At 48.1% G+C, this 13236-nt stretch carries 13 protein-coding genes; 9 read left to right on the forward strand and 4 right to left on the reverse strand.

Annotated features, from left to right (window positions below; genetic code table 11):
* Positions 1-11: 11 nt before the first annotated feature.
* Positions 12-1163 (forward strand): M20 peptidase aminoacylase family protein, encoded by a 1152-nt coding sequence (locus tag SB847_RS17150; protein ID WP_410564619.1) that lies wholly within the window; start codon positions 12-14, stop codon positions 1161-1163.
* Entirely contained in the window at positions 1160-2506 is a 1347-nt protein-coding gene (locus tag SB847_RS17155; RefSeq protein WP_410578176.1) for an MmgE/PrpD family protein, read from the forward strand. Before SB847_RS17150 ends, SB847_RS17155 begins: the two co-directional genes overlap by 4 nt.
* 103 nt (positions 2507-2609) lie before the next feature.
* Here SB847_RS17155 and SB847_RS17160 read toward each other — a convergent pair whose 3' ends face one another.
* Together SB847_RS17160 and SB847_RS17165 are read right to left on the reverse strand one after the other, a co-directional pair.
* A complete protein-coding gene (locus tag SB847_RS17160; RefSeq protein ID WP_410564623.1) occupies positions 2610-3293 on the reverse strand; it encodes an ABC transporter ATP-binding protein in 684 nt (227 codons plus the stop codon).
* Positions 3294-3307: 14 nt separating this feature from the next.
* Positions 3308-4738, reverse strand: a complete 1431-nt coding sequence (locus SB847_RS17165; protein ID WP_410578178.1) for an ABC transporter permease — start codon at positions 4736-4738, stop codon at positions 3308-3310.
* Positions 4739-4950: 212 nt separating this feature from the next.
* Between SB847_RS17165 and yclJ the strand changes: the two genes are divergently transcribed.
* The 4 genes from yclJ to phrC all read left to right on the forward strand — a co-directional run bounded on the left by yclJ (position 4951) and on the right by phrC (position 8458).
* The gene (gene yclJ / locus SB847_RS17170) at positions 4951-5634 is read left to right on the forward strand and encodes a two-component system response regulator YclJ (RefSeq protein WP_007609386.1); all 684 of its coding nucleotides are present in this window, start codon (positions 4951-4953) and stop codon (positions 5632-5634) included.
* Positions 5621-7048 (forward strand): two-component system sensor histidine kinase YclK, encoded by a 1428-nt coding sequence (gene yclK / locus SB847_RS17175; protein WP_410564626.1) that lies wholly within the window; start codon positions 5621-5623, stop codon positions 7046-7048. The genes yclJ and yclK overlap by 14 nt, the downstream gene beginning before the upstream one ends.
* A gap of 158 nt (positions 7049-7206) precedes the next feature.
* The gene (locus SB847_RS17180) at positions 7207-8355 is read left to right on the forward strand and encodes a Rap family tetratricopeptide repeat protein (protein ID WP_007410270.1); all 1149 of its coding nucleotides are present in this window, start codon (positions 7207-7209) and stop codon (positions 8353-8355) included.
* Complete coding sequence (phrC, locus tag SB847_RS17185) at positions 8339-8458, forward strand: phosphatase RapC inhibitor PhrC (RefSeq protein ID WP_003156334.1); 120 nt, start codon at positions 8339-8341, stop codon at positions 8456-8458. Before SB847_RS17180 ends, phrC begins: the two co-directional genes overlap by 17 nt.
* A gap of 148 nt (positions 8459-8606) precedes the next feature.
* Here the strand turns inward: phrC and SB847_RS17190 are convergent, their stop codons facing one another.
* Together SB847_RS17190 and SB847_RS17195 are read right to left on the reverse strand one after the other, a co-directional pair.
* Positions 8607-8717, reverse strand: coding sequence for a YjcZ family sporulation protein (locus SB847_RS17190; RefSeq protein WP_369719092.1), 111 nt, complete (start codon positions 8715-8717; stop codon positions 8607-8609).
* 79 nt (positions 8718-8796) lie between these two features.
* A complete protein-coding gene (locus SB847_RS17195; RefSeq protein ID WP_007609394.1) occupies positions 8797-10161 on the reverse strand; it encodes an aspartate kinase in 1365 nt (454 codons plus the stop codon).
* Between the two features lie 412 nt (positions 10162-10573).
* Between SB847_RS17195 and SB847_RS17200 the strand changes: the two genes are divergently transcribed.
* Genes SB847_RS17200 through SB847_RS17210 form a run of 3 tightly spaced genes read left to right on the forward strand, consistent with a single transcriptional unit; the run spans position 10574 to position 13216 of the window.
* Positions 10574-11527 (forward strand): ABC transporter permease, encoded by a 954-nt coding sequence (locus tag SB847_RS17200; RefSeq protein WP_032872883.1) that lies wholly within the window; start codon positions 10574-10576, stop codon positions 11525-11527.
* The gene (locus tag SB847_RS17205) at positions 11517-12464 is read left to right on the forward strand and encodes an iron chelate uptake ABC transporter family permease subunit (protein ID WP_014416905.1); all 948 of its coding nucleotides are present in this window, start codon (positions 11517-11519) and stop codon (positions 12462-12464) included. The genes SB847_RS17200 and SB847_RS17205 overlap by 11 nt, the downstream gene beginning before the upstream one ends.
* Positions 12458-13216: an iron ABC transporter ATP-binding protein gene (locus SB847_RS17210; RefSeq protein WP_410578180.1), complete on the forward strand. Its 759-nt coding sequence runs from the start codon at positions 12458-12460 to the stop codon at positions 13214-13216. Before SB847_RS17205 ends, SB847_RS17210 begins: the two co-directional genes overlap by 7 nt.
* The last annotated feature ends 20 nt before the right edge of the window (positions 13217-13236 follow it).

The following is a 13236-nucleotide window of genomic DNA, read 5'->3' on the forward strand; positions in this document are numbered from 1 at the left end:
AAGAAGAAGAAATGGCAAATGAAACGTATGAATCATTAAACAAACGTTTAATCAATATCCGCCGCGACCTTCATGAATACCCTGAGCTGTCAGGCGAGGAATTCGAAACGACGAATAAAATCCGCCGCTGGCTGGAGGAAGAAGGAATCACGGTTCTTGATATGCCGAAACTTCAAACCGGAGTGATCGCTGAAATCAAAGGAGACAAAAGCGGCCCCGTCATCGCCGTCAGAGCGGACATCGACGCATTGCCGATCGAAGAGAAAACAAACCTTCCGTTTGCTTCGCGCAACAGCGGCGTGATGCACGCCTGCGGCCATGATTTCCATACGGCATCTATCCTCGGCACGGCTTTTTTATTAAATGAGAGAAAGCATGAGCTGAAAGGAACGGTGCGGTTTATTTTTCAGCCCGCGGAAGAAATCGCCGCCGGAGCAAGACAGGTCATTGAAGCCGGCGCGCTTGACGGTGTATCGGTGATATTCGGCATGCATAACAAACCTGACCTCCCCGTCGGCACGGTCGGTCTGAAAGAAGGCCCGCTGATGGCGAGTGTCGACCGCTTTGAAATCACCGTTAAAGGAAAAGGCGGCCACGCCGGAATCCCTGATAACAGCATTGATCCGATTCAGGCGGCAGGGCAGATTATCGGCGGCCTGCAATCGGTTGTCAGCAGAAATATCAGCTCGCTTCACAATGCCGTCGTCAGCATCACAAGAGTTCAAGGCGGCAGCTCTTGGAATGTCATCCCGGACCATGTTGAAATGGAAGGCACCGTCCGGACGTTTCAAAAGGAAGCGCGTGACGCTGTTCCGCAACATATGAAGCGGGTTGCAGAAGGAATCGCGGCCGGATTCGGGGCAGAAGCCGATTTCCGTTGGTTTCCTTACCTGCCGTCAGTGATGAACGACGCCCGTTTCATACAGGCGGCGGAACAAACGGCTGAAGATCTCGGGCTTCAAACCGTTCGGGCAGAACAGTCGCCGGGCGGCGAAGACTTCGCGTTATATCAAGAAAAAATCCCCGGCTTCTTCGTCTGGATGGGAACAAACGGAACGGAAGAATGGCACCATCCCGCCTTCACACTCGACGAAAAAGCGCTCCCGGCAGCGGCTGAATTTTTCGCCCGGCTTGCCGTCAATGTATTGGAGCAGACGGAATGAATACGGAAAATCTGACGGCCGGGCTTGCTCAGGCCGTCATGTCGTCTGTGCCGGAAACATCCGCTGAAGCGATGAAAGAAGCGCGCAAAGGACTGCTTGATTTTACAGCGGCAGCTTTTGCGGGGAGACGGGATAAAGGAGTTGAAAAGCTGGTAAAACTGGCCGAAGAAGAAGGCGGGGCGCCGATAGCGCCGCTTATCGGCAGAAATCAAAAAACCACGCCGTCCCAATCCGCGCTCATTAACGGATTCATCGCACATGCGCTTGATTTTGACGATGTTCATTCTGATGTAAGAGGACATCCGAGCGCAGTCATCCTTCCGGCTTTGATTGCAGCCGCATCAGCCGGCCGGATAGACAAGAGCCGCTTTCTCGGTGCTTATGTGACGGGAATCGAAGTGATGGCGCGGCTCGGCGAGTCAGCTGGAAGGCATCATTACGAGAAAGGCTGGCACAATACAGGAACGTTAGGTGCCATTGCGGCCGCATGCGCCGTCGGATTCGCGGAGAATCTGAATCAAATCCAATTGCAGAAAGCAATCGGGTTTGCGGCTGCCCGTTCCGGAGGCATGAGAGTGCAATTCGGGACAGAAATGAAGCCGCTCCACGCCGGACTGGCCGCTCAAGCCGGATTGTTCGCCGTAAAGCTTGCAAAGGCCGGTTTCGGCGGCTCAGTTCATGCGCTCGACGGGGAGAAAGGTTTTTTCGGACTGTACGGCGATCTTGAACGGGCAGAAACCCTGCTTGTAAACAGGTGGGGAAACCCTTGGCGGATTGTGAGCCCGGGACTTTGGTTTAAGGTTTATCCGTTTTGCTCGGCGGCTCATCATGCGGCGGACGCCATTCTCAAGCTGAAGGCCGAACATGGTCTCACTTTCGGCCAAACGGAACGGATCGACGTGATTTATCCGCCGGGCGGGGACGCCGCATTGACAGAACGGCGTCCGAAAACAGGCGAAGCGGGAAGATTCAGCGTGGAATATGTGATCACCTTAGCTTTGCACGGTAAGGATTTTTCAGTTGAACATTTCACTTCCGAGCCGATCCCGGAATCCCTTCAAAAAGGATTTGAGCGGATTCACCGCAGCTGCGATGACCAAATTCAGCCGGCTGACAACGCCGTTCCGAAGGGCCGTTTTACAATTGTGCGGGTTACGGCTTCCGGCGGTCATGTCTATGAAACACGTATCGACTGTCCGAAGGGAGCGCCGGGAAACGGCCTTTCTGAAAAAGACATTGAAGACAAACTCCGGCTCGCTTTGCCGGGGGAAGAGGAAAAGGCGGAAGAATTGATCAAAGCAGCCGGACAATCAAATATTGACCGTTATTTACAGCTGATATAAATAAAAAGAGCGAGGGGATGCAGCCCTCGCTCTTTTTACGTTCACTTCTATTGAATAGGGGGATATAGGGTGCGCCCCTGTCTGCGCTGGCAGGGGCGCGGTATCAGGAAACGGCCGTGCCGTTTTCTTTGACCGTGAAACTTCCTCTTGATAAGCGGATGTTGATATCCGAAACTTTGGCAATTTGTTCGTCGTGCGTAACCATGATGACGCATTTGCCGTCTTTATGTGCCAGATCCTGAAAGAGCCGGACGATTTCCTTTGACGTATCCTCGTCGAGATTTCCCGTCGGCTCGTCCGCGCAAATCAAATCCGTGTCACAGCAGAAAGCCCGCGCAATTGAAACGCGCTGCTGCTGTCCGCCGCTTAATGTCAGTACCCGCTGACGGGCCTGCTGTTCGGTGATGCCGACTTTTTTTAGCATGCTGAGCGCGAACGCATTTTTGTTATTCTCCTTAGAGCCGGTGATCTCCATCGCCGTTGTGACATTCTGGAGCGCCGTCATATACGGGATCAGATGATAAGATTGAAAGACGATAGAGACATATTGATTTCTGAATTTGGTTAATCCGATTTTGGAGATGTCTTCTCCGTTATAAAGGATGCTTCCCTCTTTAGGTGTATCAAGGCCGCCCGCCAGAGACAGAAACGTTGTTTTCCCCGTCCCAGAGGCGCCGAGAATTGTATAAAACTTCCCTTTTTCAAAGCTGATCGTTATATCCTGAAACAGCGGCTGTGATTTGTCTTGGTACCAGTAGCCGGTCTGTTGAAAGGTTAATAGGCTCATTATGCTGCCTCCTCTTATTCCTGCTTGGTCAGGATCGTTTTAGGGTGAAGCTGCATGACTGATACAGACGGCAGTAATGTGGCGATGACGGCAATTGCGACGCCGATCCCGCCAAGAATCAGAAGGTCATTCAGCGAGACGTTTACCTGCATTGTACTGATGACATCCGCGCCGGATGAATGCTGACCGAACAAGCCGCCTCCCCGCGGCATTTCTCCTCCGCCCCAGCCGCTTGTTTGCTGCTGTGAATCATCGGCTGAGCTGACCTGCTGGGAAAGAAGCTGATTTCCGAGCTGATTCGCCACAAGGCTGCCCGTGACGGATGCGATCCCGATGGCAATCACGGCGACAACCAGAATTTCCGTTAAGAATTGTCCGATGAGCTTCCAGCGCTTCTCGCCGATCGCCATCAAGACACCCATTTCATACTTACGTTCCCTGATCGACATCATCACGATCAACCCGAGAATGACCGCGCCCGCGATGGATACAAGGTACACGACGTTTTTAGAAAATGACGCGACATTTTCAATCGGACCGGCCATTTGCTGATACACCTGATCATTTGTCGTCAGCGCGTAGGTTTTATCATCTATAGATGCTTTTTTTGCAGCCGCAACGAACGAGTCAATATATTTTGCATCATCCATATAATAAACGGCTGAGCTGATTTTGTTTTTGTTATCAGACCCTTTTAACGCCGCCGCGGCGGTGTAAGGCGTATAGATTTTATTGTCAGGATTTAAGAATGAAAAATGCTGTGCCTGATCGTCTCCTGATGATGTTGTTTTATAGATTCCCACAATTTTAAGCTTCGTTTTCACAGAATCATCCGCTGCTGAGGAAACGGTAATGGAGCCGCCGACCTTCAGCTTGTTTTGATCTGCCAGCGTTTCATTAATCACGGCGACTTTTGCGTCCGCATCTGTTTTTGTGATGGCGCGGCCGTCAGTGATTTTTGAACTCCCGCCTGTGAAATCATCAAGCAATGCCGTAGAGAGCACGCCTTCGATCGAGATATCCGCTGAAATCATCTGTCTTCCGCCGCCTTGAAAACGGCCGGCGCCGGAACTGGCTGATTCGCCTGAGCTTTTTATCGCATCAAAGGTTTCTGCATTTGCTGACGCTGTCGTGAGGAAGTTGTAATTTTTAACATGCTGTAAAGATGTAAGCTTCTTGGCATCTGAGACGGAAATCGGCGTTGATTCAAACGTCCTCTTTTCACCGTCTTTTTGCTGCTGCGCCATTTGCTTTTGGCGGTCAGCCTGGAGTGTGACGCTCCCGCCGAGCTGCTGCCTTGCCAGTTCGCTTGATTTCTTTGCCGCTGACTGGATCGTAAGACCGGACAGGACAAAAATGCAAATCACTGAAAACACAACCAGCTGCAAAAATGTTTTTCCCTTTTTTTCCTTCATGCTCCAAAAGGCTCTTTTTATAAAGTTCATGTCTGTTCCTCCGTGTGGGTGTCAGATCTTGTAAAACCGGCCTTCTTTAGCACCGGTCATCCGATATGTATATAGTAGGAGAAATGTATGAAAAAAATATGAACAAACTATTTCCGGGTGATGAAATAAAAACTAACAATTGTGAAACCCGAAAACATCCGAGTAAAATGGTGCTATTATAAGAAAAAGCGTCAAGATAAGCGGAGGAACCAATGAAGATATTAATGATAGAAGACAATATAAGCGTATGCACCATGACGGAAATGTTCTTTTTTAAAGAAGGGTTTGAAGCCGAATTTGTCCATGACGGAGTGGAAGGCTATCAGCGGTTCACGGAAGAGGACTGGGATTTGGTCATTCTGGACATTATGCTTCCATCCATGGACGGAGTGACGATCTGCCGGAAAATAAGAGAGACGAGCAGTGTGCCGATTATTATGCTGACCGCAAAGGACACGGAGTCCGATCAGGTGATCGGGTTTGAAATGGGGGCCGACGATTATGTCACCAAGCCGTTCAGCCCGCTGACACTAGTAGCGCGGATTAAAGCGGTGATCAGAAGATACCGGGCGACGGGGCAGGCCGTAAAAAGCGACGACTTGATCGAAACGTCGTGTTTTTCAATCAATAAGAAGACACGGGAAGTGTTTCTGCACGGAAAACCTGTCGAGAATCTGACGCCGAAGGAATTCGATCTGCTCTTTTATCTCGCACAAAACCCGCGCCAGGTCTTTTCGAGAGAGCAGCTGCTTGAGCAGGTGTGGGGCTATCAATTTTACGGCGATGAACGTACGGTTGATGTTCATATTAAACGGCTGCGCAAAAAACTGTCCAGTGACGAAAAACCGTTTTTATACACGGTGTGGGGGGTAGGATACAAATTTGATGAGGATTAAATACTTATATCAGCTGCTGTTAAGCCATGTCAGCATTTTGATTTTGGCCTTTTTCATCATCATTTCCCTGTTTTCGCACTTTGTGAAAGATTTTGCGTATCAAAATAAAGTGGATGAGCTGTCATCTTACGCGCAGCAGATCACAAGTGAGCTGAACGGCCGTGATCTTGATCTGCGCCGCCTGTATCCGTATCAGGACATGTTAAAAACGCGCGAGACCAGGTTTATTATTTTTGATGAACATCAGCGGCCTTACTTTTTTCCTGACGATATGCCGCCGCGCGAGAAGCTGAAAAGTAAAGAGTGGCACATGCTGAAGCAAGGGAAAACCGTTCAGATCAGAGCGGAGATGAACCGTTTTAATACGGAAGGCTTGGAAGTATCGCTTGTCGCAAAACCGCTTTTTATCAACGATCAATTTAAAGGCGCGGTGCTGCTCGTGTCTCCCGTCAGAGGTGTCGAGCAGATGATCAGCCAGGTCAACTGCTATATGATTTACGCGATCATCAGCACCCTTATCATCACGATTCTGCTGAGCTGGCTTTTATCTAAATTTCACGTCAAGCGGATTCAGACATTGAGGGATGCGACCGGAAAAGTGGCATCAGGTGATTACGATATTTCGCTCAAGAACAGCGGCGGCGATGAAATCGGCATGCTGGCGTCCGATTTCAACATCATGGCCAAAAATCTGAAGCAATCGAGAGAGCAGATTGACCGCCTTGAAAAGCGGAGGCGCCAATTTATCGCCGATGTCTCCCATGAGCTGAGAACGCCTTTGACGACCATTAACGGACTTGTGGAGGGGCTTAACAGCAACACCATCCCGGAAAAAGATAAAGAGAAATGCTTCTCGCTGATCAGCGAAGAAACGAAGCGGATGCTCAGGCTCGTGAAAGAAAACCTGGATTATGAAAAAATCAGATCCCAGCAAATCAAACTGGACAAGCTCAGTCTGCCGCTCATCGAGGTGTTTGAAATTATTAAAGAGCATCTCAATCAGCAGGCGGAGGAAAAACAAAATCAGCTGCGGATTCAAGTGGAGGACGGCGTCAAAGTATACGCCGATTATGACAGGCTGATCCAGATTCTCGTCAACATCACGAAAAACAGCATACAATTTACGCAAAACGGAGACATCACGCTGCGCGGGTATGAAGGCTATAAAGAAACGGTGATTGAAATCGAAGACACCGGGATCGGCATCTCCAAAGAAGAAATTGAGCATATATGGGAGCGGTTTTATAAGGCGGATGTGTCCCGGACGAATACGGCATACGGCGAATACGGACTCGGCCTTTCCATCGTCAGGCAGCTCGTCGAAATGCACAAAGGCACGATAGATATTGACAGCGAAAAAGGGAAAGGCACGACCTTTACAATCCGCCTTCCGCTGAATACGAAAAATGAATAATCTTGAAACCGGCGGTCCCGTCTGGCCGCCGTCTGTTTTAACTCCACTCGGAAAATTGCGCTCTGCCGAAACAAAGTTTGCGTGTTTTTCGGGATGGAAAGAGACGGAAACGTGATAAAATAACTGGTAAACAGGTCTTGGATGGGGAGGGTGAAGGAATGAAGAGCGGGTTAATTCCTTCTTCAGCAGTCGGGCAGAAAATTAACGAGTGGTATCGATACATCAGAACATTCAGCGTGCCGGATGCGGAGATCTTGAAGGCCGAGATCAAACAAGAGCTTGACCATATGGAGCCTGATTCGAACTTAGTGCTTTATTATTCCCTCATGGAATTTCGCCATCAGCTGATGCTGGACTACTTGGAGCCGCTGGAAAAACTGAAGATAGAAGACCAGCCGACCCTGTCGGAAATTCTTGATAACATTGATAACAGCCAGGCCGGCCTCAAAGGGCTTCTCGATTATTACGTCAACTTTTTCAAAGGCATGTTTGAATTTGATAAAAGAGAATTTATCTCAGCGATTACATATTATAAACAAGCTGAGAAAAAACTGGCCTTCGTATCGGACCATGTGGAACGGGCGGAGTTTTATTTTAAAGTGGCCGAAGCTTATTATCATATGAAACAAACGTATTTTTCTTTGATACATATAAAAAACGCTTATGAAATTTACGTAGAGCAGGACACATATAACGTCCGGATCATTCAATGCCATTTTGTATTCGGCGTCAATTTAATGGATGAAAGGCGCTTTGAACAGGCGGCCAAACATTTTCAGCACGCTCTGCAAATGGCCGAAAAAGAACAAAAAGCGCAGCTTGTCGGGAGGGCGCTGTATAACCTCGGACTGTGCTACTACAATCAGGACCGCATCGGCGAAGCGATTCCGTACTTTGAACGGGCGGTTGATACATTTGAATCACAAAGAATCGTCAATTCTCTTCCTCAAGCATATTTTCTAATCACACTCATTTACTTTAAACTCGGAAAAAAAGAAAAAGCGTCGGAATATCACAAGCGGGGATATGAATATGCTAAAGAAACAGACGATCCCGTTTACACGGTAAAATTCGAATGGCTGCAGGCTCTGTATCAGGCGAAACCGGATGAGGAAACAATCAGCGCGTGTTTCCGTTACCTGGAAGATAAAAATTTATACGCCGATATAGAGGATTTAGCACTAGAAGCAGCTAAATATTACTATGAACAAAATTGCTTTAAGATTTCTTCTGACTATTTTCTGAAAGTCGAAGAGGCAAGGAAACAAATACAAAGGAGTGAGGGTTTGTATGAAATTGAAATCTAAATGGTTTGTTATTTGTTTAGCAGCCGCCGCGATTTTTACAGTGACAGGAGCAGGCCAGACAGATCAGGCTGAATTCCATGTAGCTGAAAGAGGAATGACGTGAGAAGAAAATAGCCTGAACAAAGGAAAAGACTGCATGGGAATGTTCCCGGCAGTCTTTTTTTGCGCGGCCGGACTCGGACAGCGGCGGAAAACAAAAGAAAACGCCGCAGGTCAAAACCTGCAGCGTCCTCATATAGACGGAGCGATGCTTAGAAACCGCCAACATAGGCAGTACCTACAATAACCAACAGGATAAATAAAACAACGATCAAAGCGAAAGAGCTGATTCCAGAATATCCTGACATGAGCTTCACCTCCATATTGTCTATACCATACAATATGTAAAAGAAGCTGCTTTGTAAGGGATATTAGTGGACAAGAGAAAAAAGAGGCGGTGTCCTATGAGAGTAAGACTCCGGCAAAAAATTCGTCATACAGTGCCCGCACCGCGTGTCTTTCCTGTTCTTCTTTCACTCCGAACATCATGCTGACTTCCGATGACCCTTGATTGATCATCTCGATGTTGACGCCGGCTTCCGACAGTGCTTTGGATGCCCTGGCGGTTGTGCCGACATTATGGCGCATCGCTTCCCCGACGACCATAATCAGCGCCAGATTATGCCTGACTGTGACCTCATCTGCTTGAAGTTCCTGCTTCAGACGGGTGACGAGCCTGTGTTCCAGTTCTGAGTCCATCTGATTGTGCCGGAGGATGATCGTGATGTCGTCAATGCCGGATGGAACGTGTTCATACGTCAATCCTTCTTCCTCCAAAATGTGAAGGGCTTTGCGGCCGAAACCGATTTCCCGGTTCATTAAATATTTGCTTATGTAAATGCTGCAAAAGCCCGTGTCGCTTGCGATGCCGATGACTGGCCCATTCGTGTTGTCACGGCTGCTGACGACGCGTGTTCCTTTCGCATCCGGATTATTCGTATTCTTAATCTGAACGGGGATGCCGGCCCGAAATGCGGGAATCAGCGCTTCATCATGAAAAACGGAAAATCCGGCATAGGAGAGTTCACGCATTTCCCGATACGTCAGTTCGTTAATTTCTTTCGGATGCCGCACGATTGACGGGTTGACGGAATAGACGGCGTCCACATCAGTAAAGTTTTCGTACAAGTCGGCTTTTAAGCCGCTGGCGAGAATGGAGCCGGTAATATCAGAACCGCTCCGGGAAAACGTCACAATCTCATGCTCCTTCGTGTAACCGAAAAATCCCGGAAAAATGATCAAGCCTTCCCGGTTTCTCAGGCGGTACAAATGATCATAAGACTCAGGGAGCACCTGCGCGCTTCCGGGTTCATTCGTCACAAACAGCCCCGCTTCTTTCGGACTTACGTATTCCGCTTTCACGCCCTGCCGCCGGAAGTAGGCTGCGATCAGCTTCGCGTTGTTGTCCTCGCCGCTCGCTTTCACCGCATCCATATATTGTTCGGGATTGGTTTTACAGCTGTTTAAGAGAGCGAATAGGTCACTGCGGATTCTCTCTATAATAGAGAAATCCAGATTCAGCTCACGCGCGATGGCTGCGTACCGTTCAATGACCGTTTCGGCAAGCTCGGGCGCTGCACCTTTTTGCAAATAATGCTCCGCACAGCGGATTAACAGATCCGTCACCTTTGTATCGTCCGAGAAGCGTTTTCCCGGTGCCGATACGACGACGGCTTTCCGCGCGGGATCAGCCGTCACGATTTGAAACACTTTCTCAAGTTGGGCTCCTGACGCAAGGGAGCTGCCTCCGAATTTTACAACTTTCATGATTTACATCCCCTAATATTTAAATTTTCTCACAAATTTAATTTTTATTATCTCTCTTTCAAACATGTAAATCAAGGATTTTTCTGCGTGGGGAGAACATTTGTATTTTCATGGAGGAATTTTTCCGCTGTTTGTCAGATTTGTTTCCCTCAAGCGTGTCATCATGTGTAAAAAATGATAAGCAGCCAAATGAAGGTTATAGAATATCTTGCAAATTCTTGATAGACTGATTGTAAGACAATTTAGTGTACGGCCCGCGGATGACCGCTTTTGAAAGCAAAACTGTATTGACTGCGCTTGGAAAGATGATAAGATTATAATTGTCGTTGATAATGATAATCATTACGAGTGGGGTATATGGGAGTTGTTTGGCAATCAGTCATACCGTTTGTGATGGGTGCAGGGAGGCAGCATGAAGCTACGTTACTTACTTTTGCTACTGGCGGTTTTGGCGTGTACTTCTATATTTATCGGTGTAGAAGATTTGTCGCCGCTGGATATTTTTCATTTAAATAAAGAACAGGCAGGTACATTGTTTGACAGCCGGCTGCCGCGTTTGGTGAGCATTATCATCGCCGGCATGAGCCTGAGCATCTGCGGATTAATCATGCAGCAGATCAGCCGGAATAAATTTGTATCGCCGACGACTGCGGGAACGATGGACTGGGCAAGGCTCGGAATTTTGATTTCATTAATGCTTTTTACATCAGCCAGTCCGCTTGTGAAAATGTCTATCGCTTTCGTTTTCGCGTTGGCGGGAAATTTCCTGTTCATGAAAATCCTCGAGAGAATCAAGTTTAATGATGCGATTTTTATTCCTCTCGTCGGTTTAATGCTTGGGAATATCGTCAGTTCAGTCGCCACGTTTATCGCATATAAATACGACCTGATCCAAAACCTGTCGTCCTGGCTGCAGGGGGATTTCTCACTGGTCGTCAAAGGCCGGTATGAGCTTTTATATCTGAGTATCCCGCTGGTGATCATCGCTTATGTGTATGCGGATAAATTTACGGTGGCGGGAATGGGAGAGAGCTTTTCCGTCAATCTCGGCCTGAAATACAAACGCGTCGTCAATATCGGTCTGATTATCGTGTCGCTCATCGCTTCACTGGTGATCCTGACCGTCGGGATGCTGCCGTTTCTCGGTTTGATCATTCCCAATATGGTGTCGATTTACAAAGGGGACAACCTGAGGAGCAGCCTGCCTCACACCGCTCTGCTGGGCGCTGTTTTTGTGCTGTTTTGCGACATTTTGGGAAGGGTGATCATCTTCCCGTACGAAATTTCCATCGGCCTGATGGTCGGTGTTATCGGCAGCGGCATCTTCCTGTATATGCTGTTAAGGAGAAAAGCATATGAGTCATAATAAAAAAATTACGCTGCTGGCGGCGCTCGCCATGATATGTATCGGATTCTTCCTGTTCTACGGACTGGGCAATTGGGAATACTCCCTGCCGAGACGATGCTTCAAAGTGCTTGCCATGATGCTCACCGGAGGAGCGATCGCGTTTTCAACGGTCATCTTCCAGACGATTACAAATAACCGCATACTGACACCGGGCATTTTAGGCCTCGATTCCCTGTATATGCTCATTCAGACCGTCATCGTGTTCCTGTTCGGTTCAATGAATATCGTCATGATGAACAAAAATCTTAATTTCGTCATCTCCGTCGGGCTGATGGTGCTCTTGTCACTCGTTTTGTATCAGCTCATGTTTAAAGGCGAGGGGCGGAACGTGTTTTTCCTTCTGCTTGTCGGCGTCGTGTTCGGCACGCTGTTCAACAGTCTGTCATCCTTTATGCAGATGCTGATTGATCCGAATGAGTTCCAGGTTGTTCAGGACAAAATGTTTGCCAGCTTTAACAATATCAACACCGATCTTTTATGGTTTGCCGGTGCTGTCTTTCTTCTGACAGGCATTTATGTCTGGCGGTTCACGCGGTTTTTTGACGTGCTGTCGCTCGGCAGGGAGCACGCCGTCAACCTTGGGATTGATTACGATAAGCTTGTGAAACAGATGCTCATTGTCGTCGCCATTCTTGTGTCTGTCTCTACGGCTCTTGTCGGGCCGATTATGTTTTTAGGACTGCTTGTCGTCAATCTGGCGAGAGAGTTTTTAAAAACCTACAGGCACACGTATTTAATCGCGGGTTCTGTCCTGATCAGCATCGTCGCGCTCGTCGGGGGCCAGTTCGTCGTGGAGAAAGTGTTCACATTTTCCACGACGCTGAGCGTCATCATTAATTTTGCCGGCGGGATTTATTTTATCTATCTGCTGTTAAAGGAGAATAAATCATGGTAGAGGTCAAAAATGTAATCAAACAATACGGAGGGAAAACCGTCCTTGAGAAAACGTCTCTATCCATTCAAAAGGGCAGGCTCACCTCATTTATCGGTCCGAACGGCGCGGGAAAAAGTACGCTGCTGTCTATCATGAGCCGGCTGATTAAGACGGATTCCGGGGAAATCACGGTCGACGGGCAAGAGATCGGGGCCTGCAAAAGCAACGATCTGGCGAAAAAAATCAGCATCTTGAAGCAGACGAACCAAATCAATATCAGACTGACAATTAAAGACCTGGTCAGCTTCGGCAGATTTCCGTATTCCCAAGGGAAACTGACGGATGAAGATTGGGTGCATATCAACCAGGCCCTCAGTTATATGAAGCTGGATGATTTAAAGGATAAATACCTCGATCAGCTCAGCGGAGGCCAGTGTCAGAGGGCGTTTATCGCGATGATCATCGCTCAGGATACGGACTATATTTTTCTCGATGAGCCGCTGAACAATTTAGATATGAAGCATTCCGTTGAAATGATGAAGCTGTTGAAGCGGCTTGTGGAAGACTTCGGAAAAACGGTCGTCGTAGTGATTCACGATATCAACTTCGCATCCGTGTATTCAGACCATATCGTCGCACTGAAAAACGGACGGATCGTCAAAGAAGGGCCGGCGGAGGAGATCATTGAAACCTCCGTGCTTGAAGATATTTATGATATGACCATCCCGATTCAAGAGATTGACAGTCAGCGGATCGGTGTGTACTTTTCTTAAAAACCAGATGAGGTGAAAAT

The organism is Bacillus sp. SIMBA_026 (genome assembly GCF_046535335.1).
GTDB classification, from domain to species: Bacteria; Bacillota; Bacilli; order Bacillales; family Bacillaceae; genus Bacillus; species Bacillus velezensis.

Bases quoted from the DNA above. Each gene is read 5' to 3' on its own strand.
- SB847_RS17150 (WP_410564619.1), top strand. From the start codon at position 12: ATGGCAAATGAAACGTATGAATCATTAAACAAACGTTTAATCAATATC.
- SB847_RS17155 (WP_410578176.1), top strand. From the start codon at position 1,160: ATGAATACGGAAAATCTGACGGCCGGGCTTGCTCAGGCCGTCATGTCG.
- SB847_RS17160 (WP_410564623.1), bottom strand. From the start codon at position 3,293: ATGAGCCTATTAACCTTTCAACAGACCGGCTACTGGTACCAAGACAAA.
- SB847_RS17165 (WP_410578178.1), bottom strand. From the start codon at position 4,738: ATGAACTTTATAAAAAGAGCCTTTTGGAGCATGAAGGAAAAAAAGGGA.
- yclJ (WP_007609386.1), top strand. From the start codon at position 4,951: ATGAAGATATTAATGATAGAAGACAATATAAGCGTATGCACCATGACG.
- SB847_RS17180 (WP_007410270.1), top strand. From the start codon at position 7,207: ATGAAGAGCGGGTTAATTCCTTCTTCAGCAGTCGGGCAGAAAATTAAC.
- phrC (WP_003156334.1), top strand. From the start codon at position 8,339: ATGAAATTGAAATCTAAATGGTTTGTTATTTGTTTAGCAGCCGCCGCG.
- SB847_RS17190 (WP_369719092.1), bottom strand. From the start codon at position 8,717: ATGGAGGTGAAGCTCATGTCAGGATATTCTGGAATCAGCTCTTTCGCT.
- SB847_RS17195 (WP_007609394.1), bottom strand. From the start codon at position 10,161: ATGAAAGTTGTAAAATTCGGAGGCAGCTCCCTTGCGTCAGGAGCCCAA.
- SB847_RS17200 (WP_032872883.1), top strand. From the start codon at position 10,574: ATGAAGCTACGTTACTTACTTTTGCTACTGGCGGTTTTGGCGTGTACT.
- SB847_RS17205 (WP_014416905.1), top strand. From the start codon at position 11,517: ATGAGTCATAATAAAAAAATTACGCTGCTGGCGGCGCTCGCCATGATA.
- SB847_RS17210 (WP_410578180.1), top strand. From the start codon at position 12,458: ATGGTAGAGGTCAAAAATGTAATCAAACAATACGGAGGGAAAACCGTC.